16 protein-coding genes are annotated in these 15,609 nt (G+C 49.4%); 8 read left to right on the forward strand and 8 right to left on the reverse strand.

Annotation, left to right across the window (positions count from 1 at the left end; all coding sequences use genetic code 11):
• Nucleotides 1–398: 398 nt before the first annotated feature.
• Nucleotides 399–1,088 carry a YccT family protein gene (locus NY07_RS09585; protein WP_052125581.1) on the reverse strand — a complete coding sequence of 230 codons (690 nt, stop codon included), beginning with the start codon at nt 1,086–1,088 and terminating at the stop codon, nt 399–401.
• A 198-nt stretch (nt 1,089–1,286) separates the two neighbouring features.
• Here NY07_RS09585 and NY07_RS09590 point away from each other — a divergent pair, with 198 nt between their 5' ends.
• Together NY07_RS09590 and corA are read left to right on the forward strand one after the other, a co-directional pair.
• The gene (locus tag NY07_RS09590) at nt 1,287–1,658 is read left to right on the forward strand and encodes a hypothetical protein (protein ID WP_033539139.1); all 372 of its coding nucleotides are present in this window, start codon (nt 1,287–1,289) and stop codon (nt 1,656–1,658) included.
• A gap of 160 nt (nt 1,659–1,818) precedes the next feature.
• A complete protein-coding gene (corA, locus tag NY07_RS09595) occupies nt 1,819–2,766 on the forward strand; it encodes a magnesium/cobalt transporter CorA (RefSeq protein ID WP_033539140.1) in 948 nt (315 codons plus the stop codon).
• Between the two features lie 32 nt (nt 2,767–2,798).
• On the opposite strand, the gene NY07_RS09600 is transcribed toward corA, so the two are convergent.
• Nucleotides 2,799–3,107, reverse strand: coding sequence for a DUF3135 domain-containing protein (locus NY07_RS09600; RefSeq protein WP_033539141.1), 309 nt, complete (start codon nt 3,105–3,107; stop codon nt 2,799–2,801).
• 105 nt (nt 3,108–3,212) lie between these two features.
• Complete coding sequence (locus NY07_RS09605; RefSeq protein WP_033539142.1) at nt 3,213–4,478, reverse strand: HD-GYP domain-containing protein; 1,266 nt, start codon at nt 4,476–4,478, stop codon at nt 3,213–3,215.
• 120 nt (nt 4,479–4,598) lie between these two features.
• Here NY07_RS09605 and NY07_RS09610 point away from each other — a divergent pair, with 120 nt between their 5' ends.
• Entirely contained in the window at nt 4,599–5,294 is a 696-nt protein-coding gene (locus tag NY07_RS09610) for a 2OG-Fe(II) oxygenase (RefSeq protein ID WP_033539143.1), read from the forward strand.
• On the opposite strand, the gene NY07_RS09615 is transcribed toward NY07_RS09610, so the two are convergent.
• Together NY07_RS09615 and NY07_RS09620 are read right to left on the reverse strand one after the other, a co-directional pair.
• The gene (locus NY07_RS09615) at nt 5,291–6,640 is read right to left on the reverse strand and encodes an ATP-binding protein (protein WP_033539144.1); all 1,350 of its coding nucleotides are present in this window, start codon (nt 6,638–6,640) and stop codon (nt 5,291–5,293) included. The two genes, NY07_RS09610 and NY07_RS09615, sit on opposite strands and share 4 nt — an antisense overlap.
• Nucleotides 6,631–7,305, reverse strand: a complete 675-nt coding sequence (locus tag NY07_RS09620; protein ID WP_033539145.1) for a response regulator — start codon at nt 7,303–7,305, stop codon at nt 6,631–6,633. The genes NY07_RS09615 and NY07_RS09620 overlap by 10 nt, the downstream gene beginning before the upstream one ends.
• Nucleotides 7,306–7,546: 241 nt before the next feature.
• Here NY07_RS09620 and NY07_RS09625 point away from each other — a divergent pair, with 241 nt between their 5' ends.
• Genes NY07_RS09625 through NY07_RS09635 form a run of 3 tightly spaced genes read left to right on the forward strand, consistent with a single transcriptional unit; the run spans nt 7,547 to nt 10,587 of the window.
• Nucleotides 7,547–8,401: a putative selenate ABC transporter substrate-binding protein gene (locus NY07_RS09625; protein WP_033539146.1), complete on the forward strand. Its 855-nt coding sequence runs from the start codon at nt 7,547–7,549 to the stop codon at nt 8,399–8,401.
• Between the two features lie 4 nt (nt 8,402–8,405).
• Nucleotides 8,406–9,080, forward strand: coding sequence for an ATP-binding cassette domain-containing protein (locus NY07_RS09630; RefSeq protein WP_033539147.1), 675 nt, complete (start codon nt 8,406–8,408; stop codon nt 9,078–9,080).
• Nucleotides 9,073–10,587: a PhnE/PtxC family ABC transporter permease gene (locus tag NY07_RS09635; RefSeq protein WP_033539148.1), complete on the forward strand. Its 1,515-nt coding sequence runs from the start codon at nt 9,073–9,075 to the stop codon at nt 10,585–10,587. Before NY07_RS09630 ends, NY07_RS09635 begins: the two co-directional genes overlap by 8 nt.
• On the opposite strand, the gene NY07_RS09640 is transcribed toward NY07_RS09635, so the two are convergent.
• The gene (locus tag NY07_RS09640) at nt 10,584–10,925 is read right to left on the reverse strand and encodes a hypothetical protein (RefSeq protein ID WP_033539149.1); all 342 of its coding nucleotides are present in this window, start codon (nt 10,923–10,925) and stop codon (nt 10,584–10,586) included. The two genes, NY07_RS09635 and NY07_RS09640, sit on opposite strands and share 4 nt — an antisense overlap.
• A 95-nt stretch (nt 10,926–11,020) precedes the next feature.
• On the reverse strand, nt 11,021–11,800 hold the full coding sequence (locus NY07_RS19020) for a hypothetical protein (RefSeq protein ID WP_052125585.1): 780 nt from the start codon (nt 11,798–11,800) through the stop codon (nt 11,021–11,023).
• A 355-nt stretch (nt 11,801–12,155) separates the two neighbouring features.
• On the opposite strand from NY07_RS19020, the gene NY07_RS09650 reads away from it, so the two are divergent.
• Complete coding sequence (locus NY07_RS09650; protein WP_033539150.1) at nt 12,156–13,742, forward strand: sensor histidine kinase; 1,587 nt, start codon at nt 12,156–12,158, stop codon at nt 13,740–13,742.
• A gap of 21 nt (nt 13,743–13,763) precedes the next feature.
• On the forward strand, nt 13,764–15,116 hold the full coding sequence (locus NY07_RS09655) for a sigma-54-dependent transcriptional regulator (protein ID WP_033539151.1): 1,353 nt from the start codon (nt 13,764–13,766) through the stop codon (nt 15,114–15,116).
• Between the two features lie 8 nt (nt 15,117–15,124).
• Here the strand turns inward: NY07_RS09655 and NY07_RS09660 are convergent, their stop codons facing one another.
• Complete coding sequence (locus tag NY07_RS09660) at nt 15,125–15,565, reverse strand: protein disulfide oxidoreductase (RefSeq protein ID WP_081953807.1); 441 nt, start codon at nt 15,563–15,565, stop codon at nt 15,125–15,127.
• Nucleotides 15,566–15,609: the final 44 nt, after the last annotated feature.

The following is a 15,609-nucleotide window of genomic DNA, read 5'->3' on the forward strand; positions in this document are numbered from 1 at the left end:
GATTTTTTCGTTTATACGCTTCGCGAAAGCACCTCCTTCACATACAGCCCAAAGCTGCTTACGCAGTGTGCGCCCCTCAGCTCGCAGCTTAGCTGCTTCGCGCTACAGCCATCCATCAAGCTTCGCTTGATAAACGGATGTCTTTCGCCCCCATGTGAGCGTATGTTTGTATAAATATCTAAATATGGCTGAAGCTGGCCATGACTAGCGCTTCCTCTATATCGCTGAGCTTGGTCATAAACAGCATCCTGCGTTTATGACATTCGGCACATCCATTCCATGTGCTTTGCCCCTCAGCTCGCAGCCTAGCTGGTTCGCGCTACAAAGCCCTTAGATGCTACACATCTATAGCAGGGCTTCTCCGTCCCCATGTGAGATGAGGGGTGAGTAAACACCTGTTATTTAGTCTCCAAGCCTATGCGTTTTTTAAAGGCTTCACGGGTGGCTTCATCGGCTTGTTCATACCAAAAGTCGAGCATTTGGCCGACATTGATTTGATCTTTTCGCTGAGTTCCTTGGACATTTTTCACTGGCTCGACGTTTGGCTCTGCACTCGTGTGACTTGTTTCTGTGATCGTATGACTTGTTTCAGTGACAGTCTCAGTTGCTTGTGCCGCTGAGCTTGCTTGCTGAACCGTCGCAGCAGGAGAAACTTGCCAAAGGCTTACGGCTGCGATGCCCTGGCCAGTGTTATATGTTTTTATCTCCTCACTGTAATTTCTGCCAACTTGAATCCCTTCTTTTACCAGCGTATCTATCTTATAAGGAATGTTATTGCCATTAGTATCTTTCACTATCACCTGGGGAGATTGGTTAAACGTCTCCGCAGCTTTTGGTGTTGATATCTTAGGTAAGCTCAAGGTGTAATGATTATTTTCTCCTGAGAAGGTGACTATGATGGCTTCTGACACAAAACGCTTTTGCTGACCAAATTCACGATAATTGGCATTGGCGTTCAGTAAGATTTGCTGAGTGCCATTGGCTGAGATTAACTGTCGAGTATCAATATCTTTACCATTGAGCAAGAGTGGCGTGCTGTTGTTCGGCAGAGTGATGGTGACTTCTGCATGGACCTGAGTAAACAACATTAGAAACAGAGAGATGCAATTGATTAGCGTTTTCATGGCAAACCGGAAAAAAGGAATTTATTGTGTTATAGCACCATGGAGGCGAGTTGAACAACTTTAGTTGGTTGATTGAACATTTTTAGTTGTCCTGGGGGATAGGTTGCAGTAATTGCATTGCTAAGACTCTATAATGACGGAGATTAATCCTAGGAGACGCGCGTGTTAACTAAAATTTTAGTCACTCTACTCGTGATCGCAGCGGCGATTGCCTACCTTCGTCGTTCAAAGGTGGAGGCTCGTCAGCCAACTGCCAGTCAGCTGGGTCAGCGAATTTTATTTAAGTATATCGCGATTGGGTTTGCGGCCTTGGCATTGCTTGGTAGTGGCGGGTATTGGTATTGGAGCTGGCGAGAGGGGAATCAAGTGGTTTACGTCACGATTGTTTCGCCGTTACAGGAGGTGGAAGAAGTTTATCAGGTACGTAAGCGCGATCTGCAGGGGGAGTCCTTTACCACTATTGATGGGCTGAAGGTACGTTTGTCTACTCAAGAGCGCATTGTGATTGCCAATACACCGCCAAATATTCGATAAGAGCTGCTTTTTACACTCAATTTTTGCTTTTTGTTTATATTCACTTCGTTAGCAGCCGATTAAGCTGTTCAACGGCGTGTTATTCGGTAGAATAACGCCAAATTATACCCTGCGCTGAGATGTGGTGAGTTTTCATCTGAGTGTTTTTTCAGGAGGCCTTATGATCACAGCTTATGTTTTTCAAGCGAATAAGTTATCCATTGTCGAGCTGAATATTCAAGACAGTGTGCCCGACGGAACCTTGTGGCTGGACCTCTATAAACCTGAAGATGAAGAACGTGAGTGGCTCAGAGGTTATTCGGTAGAAGAGTTGCCGGAAGAGGAAGATATCAACGAGATTGAAGCCTCGGCACGTTTTTACCAAAACAAAGATGGCTTGCACATCAACTCGCTGTTTCCACAGCGTGTGGGGCAGGATGTGAAAGGCGTCAACGTCTCTTTCAACCTGCGACCGCAGTTTTTGGTCACCCTAAGGGAAGATGATGTGGGGCTGATCCGTTTGTTGCGTAACTATCTAAGACTCGGCCGACTCGAGGTGCAAACACCTCAGGCGCTCTTCTTGGAGTTGTTCAACCTTAAGGTCGACTATCTTTCGGATCTGATCGAAGATGTTTATTCTGTGCTCGACAGCGTCGGCGAGCAGGTCTTTGAGAGCGATGAGCTTGATGATGTTTTTAAGCTGATCACCCTACAGGAAGACTCAAACGGTAAAATTCGTTTGAGTTTGCTCGATACTCAACGCTCTTTGCGTTATATGCAGCGCTACTATCGCGGTAAACTGACCGATGATGATCTGAAAGATCTGCGTGAGATGTTATCGGATATCGAATCTTTGATGCCCCACAGTCAGTTTATCTTTGATAAATTGAATTTCTTACTCGATGCGGCCATGGGCTTTAGTGGTTTACAGCAAAATAAGATCATCAAGATCTTCTCGGTTGCCGCAGTGATCTTCCTGCCACCGACTGTAATCGCCAGCGCCTATGGTATGAACTTCGCGAATATGCCCGAGCTTGAATGGCAGTGGGGTTACCCGATGGCGATCTTAATGATGTTTGGTAGCGCCGCTTCTACTTATTTCTTCTTTAAGCGTAAAGGCTGGCTTTGAATAAAAGTCTGGCAAGACCTAAAGGTGCTGCGTTATTTACTTGGATAGCAAAGCACTTTGGCTCTTTTGTCTGTATAGAGATCGGGTTGATTGATAACCTGATTTAGGGTGATGAATTTATCATTCATTAGCTGTAGGGCAAGATAGCAACGTGAGTAGGGATTGGTGCAGCGAGACAGCTTTAATTCCAAATGATAGCGTATGGTCTCCAGTTGAGCGCGATTGCTGGCGTGAGCTTCGCTAATTAACGCTTTATTCAGGTTTTTCTGCAGCGTCGCTAATTGCTGCGGTGCATGCTGTGCTAACCACTGTAAACTGTCGAAGTCGGGTAGTTCTACCATTATCTTTTCCTTAGCGCATATACGCCATAACGCAAGGCCATATTTTAATTTTAGTCTGGCTAGCGCAGAAAGACAGTAAAGCCGCATCAAGCGGCTTTGGGGCGACTATCCTTTCTTATCACCACCGAAGAAATAACTGACTCTTTCTCGGGGGCTGAGGTACTTAAATATCTTCTCCGGCAGGGCCGATGGAGCGATACATCGGACTATGGTTAAGCCCTCGCTTTCCAGATCGACAATAGGTGCTTGTTCTTTGGGAACCAAGGCATCGTAGACCAAGATTCTGGGGAAGAGGATCTTCTCAAGGTTCACGGCCATCACCATGGCAAATTGTCCGCTGGAGAGTTCGACCACACTCCCGGGCGGGTAGACACCCAGCATCTTAATCAGTTTTCCGACGGCTTCTTGATTCAATCGTTCTCTATAGTTCTTATATAGATATCCAAGCGCCGCATAGGGGGTTCTTGCTTTGGTCTGCCCCTCGGGATGGCAGAGTTGGTCGTAAAGGTTCACTGCCGCAACTAATTGTGTTGGCAGGCTGATCTGCTCCGCCTTTAACCCTCTGGGGTAACCGCTGCCGTCGAGAAACTCGTGATGGTCTCTGACTATTGGCGCAGCATCTTCAGGAAAGTTATTGGCGAGCTTTAACAGTTCTACACCCATAGCCGGATGTTGCTTGATGAAGTTGATTTCGGGCTGAGTGAGGGGCGTTTTTTTGCGTAACAGTTGAGATGGGATCTTAAGTTTGCCCGTGTCGTGGAACAGGGCGCCCATGCCGACCGCTTCAATATCTTCCCGTGGCCAATCCAGCTCTTTGGCGATCATCATTGAGAGTACGGCGACGTTGAGCGAATGATAGTAGATCCCTTCGCTGTCTTTAGCATCGCTCATCAAATGCAGCACCAAGTTATCTGAGTTCAGCAGCTCTTCGGTAATGCTGTGGATCAGTTCCTTAGCATCGGAAATGGCATTGAGTGGGCGGTTTCTGAGTTTGGCAACCAAATTGCGCATGATGGCAACGGAGCGATCAAACTCCTGTTCGGTTTTTTTCAGATCTCGCTTGAGCTTCTTAAGGTGTTCGATGCGCTCTTGCTTGTTCTGACTCATCTGCTGACTCAGCTGCTGCAAATCACTTTCATCTTTGAAACTGGGTGTATCGTAGGCATCCTTTTTTGCCAGTGGTGGCGTGCTGCTTTTGTCGAGATCGACAAACACATAGTCGATATCGAGTTTTTTAATCAGTTCTATTTGCGCTTCTTGTTTGAGTGTAAAAGAGTTAAAAAGAAAGGGATGATCTTTCCAAGAGACAGGTAATCTAACAAAATTGCCGACTTGTAATTGGTTTGTGCTTACCTTACAGCTTTTGCTCATGTGACTTTACGCTTGCCTTATTTTTCAGGCTATTTTATCTCAACCAGCTGGCTTTACAATTACTTAAGCAGTGTGTCAGCATAGTTGCATCACAAAATAGTCTAATTTAGCGAGTTATACATGGATTTCATTGAAGTTTACCCCAATGCCATACCCGATGAGTTGTGTGATCGTCTCATGGAGACCGTCAACACACATCCTGGTGTCATTGATGGTATAACCGGTCATGGTGTCGACCTTGAAAAGAAAATTAGCCGTGACATCACCATGGATAACTTTCAGGAGTTACTGCCACTGAGAAACGAACTCCTTAATTATACGCTAAAACACAGCGCCCAATATTTTGAAAAATATGCCTTGGGATTAATGGGGGCCGTGGCGGTGACATTAGCCGATGAGCAGGGCAAGCCGCAGACCTTAACTCCGGAGAACTTCGATACCTTGGGACGTCATAGGGTTCAGCCTTTAGTGCAGTACCTGTATCGTAGTGGCAGCATCAATATCCAGCGTTATCAACAGGGTAAGGGAGGCTATCCGCATTGGCATTCTGAGCAGTTCCCACAGATGGGGCATAACGAAGCGCTGCACAGGGTAGTGCTTTATATGTATTACCTCAATGATGTGGAAGAGGGCGGTGAAACCGAGTTTTTCTATCAGCAGCGTAAGATCCAGCCGAAGAAGGGCACCATGGTGATAGCGCCTGCTGGTTTTACCCATAGTCATAGAGGCAACATGCCCATCAGTGGCGATAAATATATCGCCACCTCCTGGGTGATGTTTAACCGTGCCGAAAAGCTATATGCTCCGCTAGGTTAGAGCGGGATCTTGATGGTGAACCTCGCCCCTTCGAGGGATGAGGTATCTATATTGAGGCTGCCGTTGTAGCTTGAGACAATCTCGTTACAGACGGCAAGCCCTATTCCTTGCCCAGCCTTTTGGGTGTCAGCACGCACGCCACGTTCTATGATGCGTTTACGTATGGCTTCGGGCACGCCCGGGCCATCATCTTCAACGATCAAAACGAACTCACTGTTATCGCTATAACAGGCGGTGACGCTCACCTTGCTGATGCAGAGCTTGAAGGCGTTTTCCATCAGGTTGCCGCAAAGCTCCATCAAGTCGCCTTTGTCCCCGGGGAACACTTGCTCGGCTGGAATATCGGCATGAAACTGGATCTGTTTGTCGCGGTAAACCTTAAACAGCATTTGTGATAGCTGCTCAACTAAAGGGGCGACTAAAGTTTGTTCCTGTTTCAGGCCTTTGCGTCCCAACATGGCTCTTTTTAGCTGATATTTCACCAACTGATCCATTTGGCTCACCTGCTCCATAATCTTCTCGCTGGCGCTTGATTTGCTCAAGGTTTGATCGTCAGTGATCGCTTGTACCGCTGCTAACCTGGTTTTGAGACTATGGGCCAGGTCGTTCATGGCATTTTGGTATCTTTCCTGTTGCGCGCTTGATTGTACCAGCAGCTTGTTTAATGCCTGTGTAACGCCTTCAAGTTCGACCGGGTAGTCTTCAGACAGTGCTTTGGTTTTGCCACTGCTGACCTGTTGTAACTCGTTGCGCATACGCACTAAGGGTCGCATACCCCAGTAGCCCGCACTGATCAGTAATACCAAGGCTAGCGCCATGATCATGCCTAAGCGCCAGTAGGTACGTCGACTGAATTTATCGAACTCCTGTTCCAGCTTTTGTGCATCTTTCATCACCAGCAGGTTGTATTTATGCTGAGCGATTTCTACCGACAATAGGTAGACAAAGTAGCTTTTGCTATCGGCCAGAGTCAGATAATAGGGCGGTGCATCCAAACGGATCTCGTTGAAGCGTTCACAGGTATCGAATAGGCCGCGGTCGACGGCCAAGGATGAGGTCCACACCTGTTTGAAGTGTTCATCACAGCTGGCGATGATATAGCGTTTGGGGGTGTTGTTCTCTTCGAGCCATTCTGAGGTCTCAGGGATGAGATTATGTTCTCTAAGTTCTGCGGCTACCTTTGGGATCTCGGCGATTAGCTTAGCAGTCTCTTCGTTATAGGTGTTTTGCGCGTATAACAGGTTGACCAGCCAAGCGAGACCAAATCCCACTAAGGCGATAATCGACAGCGAAGTGACAAACATCCGCGTGAGCAGACGTTGTTTAGGTTTAAATTTTATTTGCATGGCAGATTAAATTTGTAGCCTTGGCCACGTATGGTAGCGATAGGGTTTTCAAGTCCACCTTTGGTGAGTTTCTTACGCAGGCGGCTAACCATTACCTCTATGGTATTAGGATCCCCTTCCTTGTCACCGTAGATCACGTCCAATAGTCGCTGCTTGGCTACTACTTCATGGCAGTGACGCATCAAGTATTCCAAGATCTGATATTCAAAGGCCGTCACTTCCATGGGAACTTCATCGAGACTGACCTGTTTAGCGGCAAGGTCTAACTCCAGCGGGCCGCTAGTGATCTGCGGTTTTACGAAGCCGGCGCTGCGACGAATCAGGGCGTCGAGACGTGCTACCAACTCCTCCTTTTGAAAGGGCTTGACCAGGTAGTCATCTGCGCCGGCGTTTAACCCCTCTACCTTATCTTGCCAGTTAACCCGGGCAGTGAGGATTAAAATAGGGGCTTTGAGTTCCGCCTTGCGCAGAGATTGAATCAGGTCTATGCCATCTTGATCCGGCAGGCCAAGGTCGATGATGGCGATATCTATCGGGTAGTTAGTTGCCTGGTAAAAGCCCTCTTTGGCCGTTTGAGCCACCTGAACCTGATTGCCCAACTCACTTAGCTGTACCTTGAGGTGGTGGGACAGGAGAGGATCATCTTCAACAACTAAAATTCTCATATACTTTGCCTATTTCATCTTTAACCTGCTCGCTTGGTAACCCTGGGAGGCGATATTTCAGCCAAGCTGAGGACGTTTCATAAAACATTAATTTATAATAGGTTAGCTTAACAGGGACTGACTCATCTTAAAACATGGTTTGAGTGAAGGTTTTTTGTGAGCTAACCGCTATGGTTTCGCCTGTTAATTTGCCGGCTAAATGGTTAGAATTCCGTAAATTTCATACTCGTTTAGGCCCATTATGCCCCTAGTTAAAATATTACCCCTTGTTTTTACATGTCTGTTCGTGCCAGCAACCTTAGCTGAGACCTTCATTTTCACGGCGATCCCTGATGAAAACGAGAGTCAGCTTAAGACACGTTTTGATAAGGTGGCCAAGTATCTAGAGACTCAGCTGGGTGTGGATGTTAAGTATGTGCCGGTAAAGTCTTACGCTGCAGCGGTGACCGCATTTCGTAACAATCAGGTGCAGCTGGCCTGGTTTGGCGGCCTTTCTGGTGTGCAGGCGAGACGTTTAGTGCCCGGCTCACGAGCGATCGCACAAGGGTATGAAGATCAATATTTTAAGAGCTTCTTTATCGCGAATGCTTCGACGCCACTTGAGGAGTCGAGCAATTTCCCTAACCTTAACGGCTATACCTTTACCTTTGGTTCGAAAGGCTCGACCTCGGGACGCCTGATGCCGCAATTTTATATCGAGCGCAACATGGGTAAGCAGGTCGATGAGATCTTTACTCGTGTCGGCTTCTCGGGTGACCATAGCCGCACTATAGCTCAGGTTGAAGCTGGGGCTTACCAAGTCGGCGCCGTTAATTATAAGGTTTGGGAAACCGCAGTGGCTAATGGCAGTGTCGATACCAATAAGGTAAAAGTTATTTGGGAAACCCCTGCTTACCCAGACTATCAGTGGACAGTGCGTGCCGATGCAGACGCGCGTTTTGGAGAAGGCTTTACCGAGAAGTTAACCAAGGCGCTGCTGGATATGAAGGATCCCGACCTTTTGGCCAGCTTCCCTCGTCAGTCGTTTGTTGAGGCGGATAACGCAGATTACGAGCCTATCGAGTCTGTGGCAACGGCTATCGGCTTACTAGATTAACACTGTGCTCAATATTGAATCTCTTAGCCTGAGTTATCAAGATACTCAGGTGATTCGCGATCTTGATTTGTCGGTCAAGCGAGGAGAGGCCTTAGCCATTGTCGGTCCTTCCGGCGCGGGCAAGTCGACGCTGCTGACCTACCTTTATCAGCAGCTCAAACAAGATGCCGCGCTGTGCAGTCAATCCCAGGGACTGGTGGATGCCTTGAGTGTGTTCCATAACGTCTACATGGGCGCTTTGGCGAGGCACTGGTTTGGTTATAATCTACTCAACCTAGTTTGGCCGATGGCCACGCCTTGCCAAGAGGTGCAGCAGCTGTGCCGCGACCTCTATCTTGAGGCGCCCATAGAAACCGCAGTGTCATCTCTCTCAGGTGGACAGCGCCAGCGTGTTGCCCTAGCCAGAGCCCTTTATCAGCAGCAAGCCGTGTTTATCGGTGATGAGTCGTTTTCAGCGTTAGATCCTATGATGGCCCAGCGATTGCTCAATTTGGTCAAGGCGCGTCATGAGACAGTGATCATGGTGCTGCATGACAGTGATCTGGCGCTACAAAATTTTGACAGAATCATCGGCTTGAGCGAGGGCAAACTGGTGCTCGATCAGCCGACGAGCCAACTCGATAGCCAGCAGTTGGCGCGCTTTTTCGATACCCAGATGGCATCGCCGCCACATGGGTAGATTTGTCGGTCCCTGGCAGCGACTGACCCTAGGGCTCTGGTTGCTTATTGCCATCAGTCTCTGTTTTGTCGATATAGCCATCATTAACCTGGATCCCTGGGGAGAGCTGCTGCGCATGGGGCAGGGGCTGCTCACGCCCGATTTCTTTGCAACCGAGTCATTATTGAGCGCCCTGTGGCAGACGGTGAGTTTTGCGCTGCTTGGTGTGACCTTTGGTCTACTGCTGGGTTCGCCCCTGGCGCTGATTTATCGCTCCCCCTGGGTGGCGGCCTGCTGCGCCATGGTGCGGGGCATTCACGAGATCTTCTGGGCGCTGCTCTTCCTGCAAGTCTTTGGTTTATCACCTGTGACAGGGATACTGGCGATCGCCTTGCCTTACGGTGCGACCTTCGCCCGGGTGTTCCACGATATTTTGCAGCAGTCACCGCGTACAACCAGCGACACCTTACCCTTTGGCTGCGATCACCTGAGTCGCTATTTTTACGGTAAATTAGGTCATGTATTGCCCTTGATGCTGGCCTATGTGCGTTACAGGTTTGAGTGTGCTCTGCGTAGTAGCGCGGTTTTGGGTTTTATCGGTATGCCAACCCTGGGCTTTTATCTGGAAACCGCTTTTCGCCAGGGCAAGTATAGTGAGGGGGCGGCGCTGTTGATCCTCTTCGTGGTCTTGATTGGCAGCATTCCCCTTTGGGCTCGTCGCCGTCTGCTTCCTGTCTATCTGCTGGTCTCGCTTATCACTTTACCAGCCATAGTGGGTGTCGATATGCGCTTAGTGTGGCAGTTTATTAGCGTGGATATTTTACCGCCCGGTCTTGGCGAGGTGCTGCACGGCCAGCAAGCCTTTGGGGAGGGGATGTCGCGTTTGTTTAACTGGTGGCAGAGGCTGACCCTGGAACAAGCCCTACCCGGTGCGGCGGCGACCCTGGTCTTGGCGGTTAGTGCCCTTGGTCTGACTCATCTGCTGGCCTTGGTGGGTCACAGATGGGTGAGCATTCATAGCCGAGGTAAGTTGACTGCGGCACTTGGGCAGCTGGGCCTACTTATCATGCGCTCTATGCCTGAGTATATTCTCGCCTTTATCTTTATGATGCTGTGCGGCCCTTCAATGCTACCGGCCATTTTGGCCCTAGGACTGCATAACGGTGCCTTGATCGCTTATCTGCTGACGCGGCAAGATAAAGTGGTTCAGCCTAGCGCCCTGTACCAAGCTCGAAGCGATCACTATGGCTATGAAATATTACCTCGTATCTACCCAAATTTGATGTCGTTACTCTTCTATCGTTTTGAGGTGATATTGCGGGAGACGGCTATTTTCGGGGTACTTGGCGTAATGACTCTGGGGTTCTATATCGACAGCGCTTTTAGCGAGATTCGTTTTAACAACGCCTTTTACCTGTTGATAGTTACCGCCTTGCTTAACGTGTTAGTCGATGCTCTGGCAAGGCGATTACTGGCAAAACGTCTGTCACAGAGTACCTCGGTTGGTCAGGTGTCCTGCGTGGTTTAACTTTGGCGCTTGGTTTGTCTGAGGCGCTGAACACCCTGGCAGCAAAAAGAGGCCAGTAGGGTAAAAAGCGTTACCGCCGACATGATAATAGCCAGTCTTAACCAAGGGGCATCCATGGAGATGCGCATCTGCACATAGTCAATGCCACTCAGTCCCCATACCAAGATGCTACTGGCGATCAGTACCAATTGTAATGAGCGGGTGATCGCTGCATGCCGAATGAAAAGCAGTAGTGGCGCCAGGATAAACGCTGCGCTAATGAAGGTTTGCCCGAAACGCATAAAGTGGGCGCCCAGTAGGGCAAATGCAAGAAAGATGATGAGAATGCGCCACCACATGGTAATTACCTCAATCTGAAGAGTTAGAGTCTAGAGCCTGTTGGCAGGTTACCTTGGGGCGAGGGCGCATTCTATCGCGTTGTTCACATTTTCATTTATTTGCGCTCATCTTTATTTAGCGCCTGTTGAAGTTTGCGCCTTTGGTCATAACTCAACTTGCCGGTTTCGATGAGATGGAGTAGCTGTTCGACGTCAGCCTTGTCGCTGTCGCTTCTTATCACCACAAACTCTCGTTCGCCGTCCCCATGATATTTCATCTCAATATCCGCGATTTCGGTGGCGATCTCGGCGATGTCGTCCGATAGCAGCTCGATATTACGATTAAACTCGCCATCATGGGTGTCGATGATCACTTCAAATTCTCGGGCTTTGGCTTCAAGCTCAGCAGCTTTGCGCTCCATTTCGGCTCTTTTAGCCTCCATTTCAGCACTTTTTGCTGCCACTTTAACTTCTATCTTGGCGATATGTTTGGCGAGTTCGGCCTCTTTGTTGGCCATCTTCTTGGTAAGCGATACTATCCTGGCTTGATCAGCCTCTGACAACTCGCTATGACGCAGGTAATGGTAGTGAGACCCGTCACCGTTGATCTGTTTCAGTAGACGAACCACCTTATTTTGCGTCTCTTCAGAGAGCTTGGCTAGTTTCTCTCGAATGAGCTTCTCGTCTTGTATCTCAGCTTCAGTGAAACGGTAACTGTGTTGTTTACCTTCTGTGTCCAGGGTCAGTTTAGTGACCTTATCGCCATCTTGAATCAACTTGGCGTTGATTTGGTTATCGTTAAAATCAATTTGTCGTAGATCCGTTGGCACGGCGGCTAGGGTAAATGACAGCAGCGCGGAGCAGGCAAACAGTGAGGTCAGTTTATTTAGTTTCATGGTATTTCCTTCCATAGTGGTTAATGCGTTTGCTAAGGGAGTAGCGAGGAGCGTGCCAAGTTGGTTAAGGCCACTAATGATGGGCAATACCGACTATTCTCGGTCTGTAAACGTTAGATTGATGACAGAGGCGATACCTCATATGGGCTAAGAGATTCCTGATATGGGGAATTTATCGGTTGTATGGCCAGCTAAGATGGCGACTTATAAGGGCTTTTATCTTGGTATTGTTTTTGTATAACCTGCTATGCTGGCAGTTATCGCCAGGTGAGTCCTGTTATACAAGTGTCTATGCCAAAAAGGTGCTAGCGATAGCGCACACTCGCAACCTTAAGGCCATTGATTTGAGGAAGATATGTCGATTAAAGGTTATCTGTTCGTGCTGTTTGGCGCACTTATTCTGTTTCTTGGCGGCAGTCAGCTGCTGGTTTCTCATTTCTATAAGGCGCAGCTGCAAAATGAACTGAGCGAGCGCTCGCGGGACCTGTCGCAAAACCTGGTGAAGGTGCTGATTGATAATGTCGGGGCTGAGCAGGAGTTTGTGGTGCAGTTCGACAAGGAGGCGATGCAAGAGTCGATCGCCGATGCCGAGGAGTTGCAACGGGAGTTTGAGCGAGATATTGAAGCTGTATCCGAGGCGATTGCTCAGCTGAGTGAAGAGGTGGTGCGCATGGAGATGGAGACAGATAATGCCACGGCGCAGCAGAAGGCATTTTTTCGCGCCGCGTTAGCCGCCAAACAACAAGAACTGCGCGATCATCTCAATGCCATGATGGTCTACGAAAAGGAGCTTAAACAGCGTCAGAAGCAAAATATTGCCAAGGCGAAAAGACAGGCGGCGGATGAGTATCGCCAGCGTCTGCATGCTGCCGTGAGTCAAATTGAGATAGATGCCAAGAGTTGGCTCGACAAGGGAAATGTCGCCATTATAGAGGCGCCTACATCTCCTACTGCAGCGGATAGAAGGAAGGTCTCCGTGGCCTATACCCAGGATATCGCCATCCCAAATCAAGAGACCAACGAGCAGCTAGAACGCTTCAGCGAATCTATGATTGGCGCCATCATGATGAGCTCGTTGGCCGGCTTGTTGCTGGTCTATATGCTCAGTCACGTGATCAGTGCGCCGCTGTCTAACTTGGCCTTAGGGCATAAGAAGTTGGGAGAGGGGAAGCTTGGTTATCAGGTGGATGAGCGTGGGGTGAAGGAGCTTAAAAGTATTCTCCAGGGATTTAATAAGATGAGTAGTCAGCTTGCATCCTTAAGCGAGCAGAAGAAACAGATGGCGCAGCAGAAGCAGTTGGCAGAGCTTGGGGAAGTGACACGGGGTATCGCCCATAGTCTGCGCAATCCACTGCATACCTTAGGCTTGTTATCGGAAGCGGTCGCCCAATCCGAGTCGCCCGAGGCGGCGAGTGTACAACTGGCACAGATGCAGCAAAAGATCGCCATGATGGATAAAAGCATTCAATCTCTGCTGACGTTGTCGAGCACTCAGGTGAACCGTCAAACTCCGGTGCCGCTGGCGGCGACGGTGCAGGATATCTTGCTGGAACTGTCGATTAACGGCAGCAAACCTGCCATCGCCTTTCATTGCAGTGATCCCGATATCAAGGTGGCTGGCGCCGAATCTGAAATTCGCAGTATCTTACATGCCGTGCTGATCAATGCCGTCGAAGCAACACCAGATGATGGTCATATCGATCTGACCCTGGCGCAGGATGGTGATTGTTATACGTTAAAGGTGGCCGATACCGGCAAGGGGATCCCTCCTGAGATCCGTGACAAGCTGACTCAACCCCATGTGACCACTAAGGCAGAGGGAACGGGAATGGGGATCTATATCGCAGAGCGCTTGATTCAGGGCCACTACGGTGGACGAATAGTATTTGAAGATAATCCTGGCGGGGGCACAATAGTGACGCTCTTTTTTTGCTATCGATAGGCCCAGGACAGAGGAAGTGTAATGGAACAGGCTAAGTTACATATTTTAGTGGTGGAAGATGAGCCCGATCAGCGTGAGCTGATTGTGCAGATGTTGACGGCTAACCAATATCAGGTGGAGAGTGCCGACAGCGTAGAGCAGGCGATTGTGATGATAAAAGCCGCTGCGCCTGACTTAGTCTTTTCCGATTGGAAACTTGGGCAGTTGACCGGTATGGACCTGCTTAACTATGTGCGCCGTGAGCATCCGGACATGGGCTTTATCATAGCAACAGCCTACGGCACTATTACCCATGCAGTGGATGCGATGCAGGCGGGCGCCGATGATTATCTGGCTAAGCCCTATCAGCGTCAGAGCCTTCTGTTAGCGATCGAGAAGGTCGCTAAGTCGATTGCTCTGAAGCGGCAAAATCGTCGTCTCTCCTCCGAGCTGTCACAGCAGCAGGAGTTGGTTGGCTTGGTGGGGCGTTCAGCCTTGATGCAGAAGGTCTACCAGCGGGTACAGCGAGTCAGCGCCACAGATGCCACAGTGCTGATTGGTGGTGAGAGTGGTACAGGTAAAGAGCTGGCGGCGCGTGCTTTGTATCAGCTGTCGGGGCGCAGCCATAAACCCTTTGTTGCCATTAACTGCGGCGCCATTCCTGAATCTTTGGCAGAGGCCGAGTTGTTTGGTGCCGAGAAGGGCGCTTATACCGGCGCCACAACACAAAAGATAGGTAAGCTGGAGGCCGCAGACGGCGGCACTGTGTTTCTCGATGAGATAGGCGAGTTGCCTCTACTACAGCAGACCAAGCTGCTACGTTTTTTGCAAGAAGGGGTGATCTCTCGCTTGGGGCAGAACAGCGAAATTAAATTGGACGTTAGAGTCATTGCGGCGACTCACAGGGATCTGCAGCAGGAAGTGGCCGAGGGGCGTTTTCGCGAAGATCTCTACTATCGTCTGAATGTGGTGCCCATACATATGCCTGCGCTGCGAGAACGCACCGAGGATATCGGCCGCTTGGTAGAGCATTTTCTTAAACTGCATGCCAGTCAATATGGTGTGGAAGTACCAAAGCTTAGCCGAGATACCTTAAAGGCATTGCTGGACTACAGCTGGCCCGGCAACGTACGTGAGCTGGCTAATCGTATCGAGCGTTTTGTCTTGCTCGGCGATGAACAGGAGATGGTGCAGGAGCTGATCGCCGCGCCTCAACCTCTGGATACCAGACGTTTTGTGCTGCCCGAAAATGGGATCCAATGGGAAAGTTTTGAGAAGGATTGTCTGCGCCAGGCAATGAACCGCTTTGAGGGAAATCGCACCAAAGCGGCGCAATGTTTAGGTTTGAGTTATAAGGCGTTTCTTTATCGCTTAGAGAAGTATCAGCTGGTGTAATGTGTCGCTTACCAGTTGGCCAAATAGAGCCTAAGTTTCATGCCCCAACTGCTGGTGGCACCTGAGGTTTTAAAGCGAATTTGGCCCTGGGCATCGACAATGTAGATAGCGGGAAACACGGTTGCTCCCCAGGTAGGGTGTAGCTTATCGCTATCGCTAACCACATCAAATTGATAGTCATTTTCAGCCATAAACTGATTAATCTCGGCGTCACTGCCCGAGGCAACGGCAATGCTAATCACCTTGGCATGTTTCGCGACCTCATTCACCATGGGTGAGGTGACGCGACATACCGGGCACCAGGTCCCCCAGAAATAGATGAGGGTCACTTCGCCGTTATTCAGCTGCACGGTTTTTCCACTCGTGGTGACGCCGCTTAAGGCTGGCGCCTCGCCTGTTATCATGTTGCGCTGCTGATAACTTAATACGGCAAAGGCAACCAGTAACATAAGGACTGCATCCCTCAGGTAACGGTATCTTTTTCGCTGAGGTT

Origin of the sequence: Shewanella sp. ECSMB14101, from assembly GCF_000773485.1 — a bacterium.
Classification (GTDB): domain Bacteria; phylum Pseudomonadota; class Gammaproteobacteria; order Enterobacterales; family Shewanellaceae; genus Shewanella; species Shewanella marisflavi.

Bases quoted from the DNA above. Each gene is read 5' to 3' on its own strand.
- NY07_RS09585 (WP_052125581.1), bottom strand. From the start codon at position 1,088: ATGTTGTTTACTCAGGTCCATGCAGAAGTCACCATCACTCTGCCGAAC.
- corA (WP_033539140.1), top strand. From the start codon at position 1,819: ATGATCACAGCTTATGTTTTTCAAGCGAATAAGTTATCCATTGTCGAG.
- NY07_RS09600 (WP_033539141.1), bottom strand. From the start codon at position 3,107: ATGGTAGAACTACCCGACTTCGACAGTTTACAGTGGTTAGCACAGCAT.
- NY07_RS09605 (WP_033539142.1), bottom strand. From the start codon at position 4,478: ATGAGCAAAAGCTGTAAGGTAAGCACAAACCAATTACAAGTCGGCAAT.
- NY07_RS09610 (WP_033539143.1), top strand. From the start codon at position 4,599: ATGGATTTCATTGAAGTTTACCCCAATGCCATACCCGATGAGTTGTGT.
- NY07_RS09615 (WP_033539144.1), bottom strand. From the start codon at position 6,640: ATGCAAATAAAATTTAAACCTAAACAACGTCTGCTCACGCGGATGTTT.
- NY07_RS09620 (WP_033539145.1), bottom strand. From the start codon at position 7,305: ATGAGAATTTTAGTTGTTGAAGATGATCCTCTCCTGTCCCACCACCTC.
- NY07_RS09625 (WP_033539146.1), top strand. From the start codon at position 7,547: ATGCCCCTAGTTAAAATATTACCCCTTGTTTTTACATGTCTGTTCGTG.
- NY07_RS09635 (WP_033539148.1), top strand. From the start codon at position 9,073: ATGGGTAGATTTGTCGGTCCCTGGCAGCGACTGACCCTAGGGCTCTGG.
- NY07_RS09640 (WP_033539149.1), bottom strand. From the start codon at position 10,925: ATGTGGTGGCGCATTCTCATCATCTTTCTTGCATTTGCCCTACTGGGC.
- NY07_RS19020 (WP_052125585.1), bottom strand. From the start codon at position 11,800: ATGAAACTAAATAAACTGACCTCACTGTTTGCCTGCTCCGCGCTGCTG.
- NY07_RS09650 (WP_033539150.1), top strand. From the start codon at position 12,156: ATGTCGATTAAAGGTTATCTGTTCGTGCTGTTTGGCGCACTTATTCTG.
- NY07_RS09655 (WP_033539151.1), top strand. From the start codon at position 13,764: ATGGAACAGGCTAAGTTACATATTTTAGTGGTGGAAGATGAGCCCGAT.
- NY07_RS09660 (WP_081953807.1), bottom strand. From the start codon at position 15,565: ATGTTACTGGTTGCCTTTGCCGTATTAAGTTATCAGCAGCGCAACATG.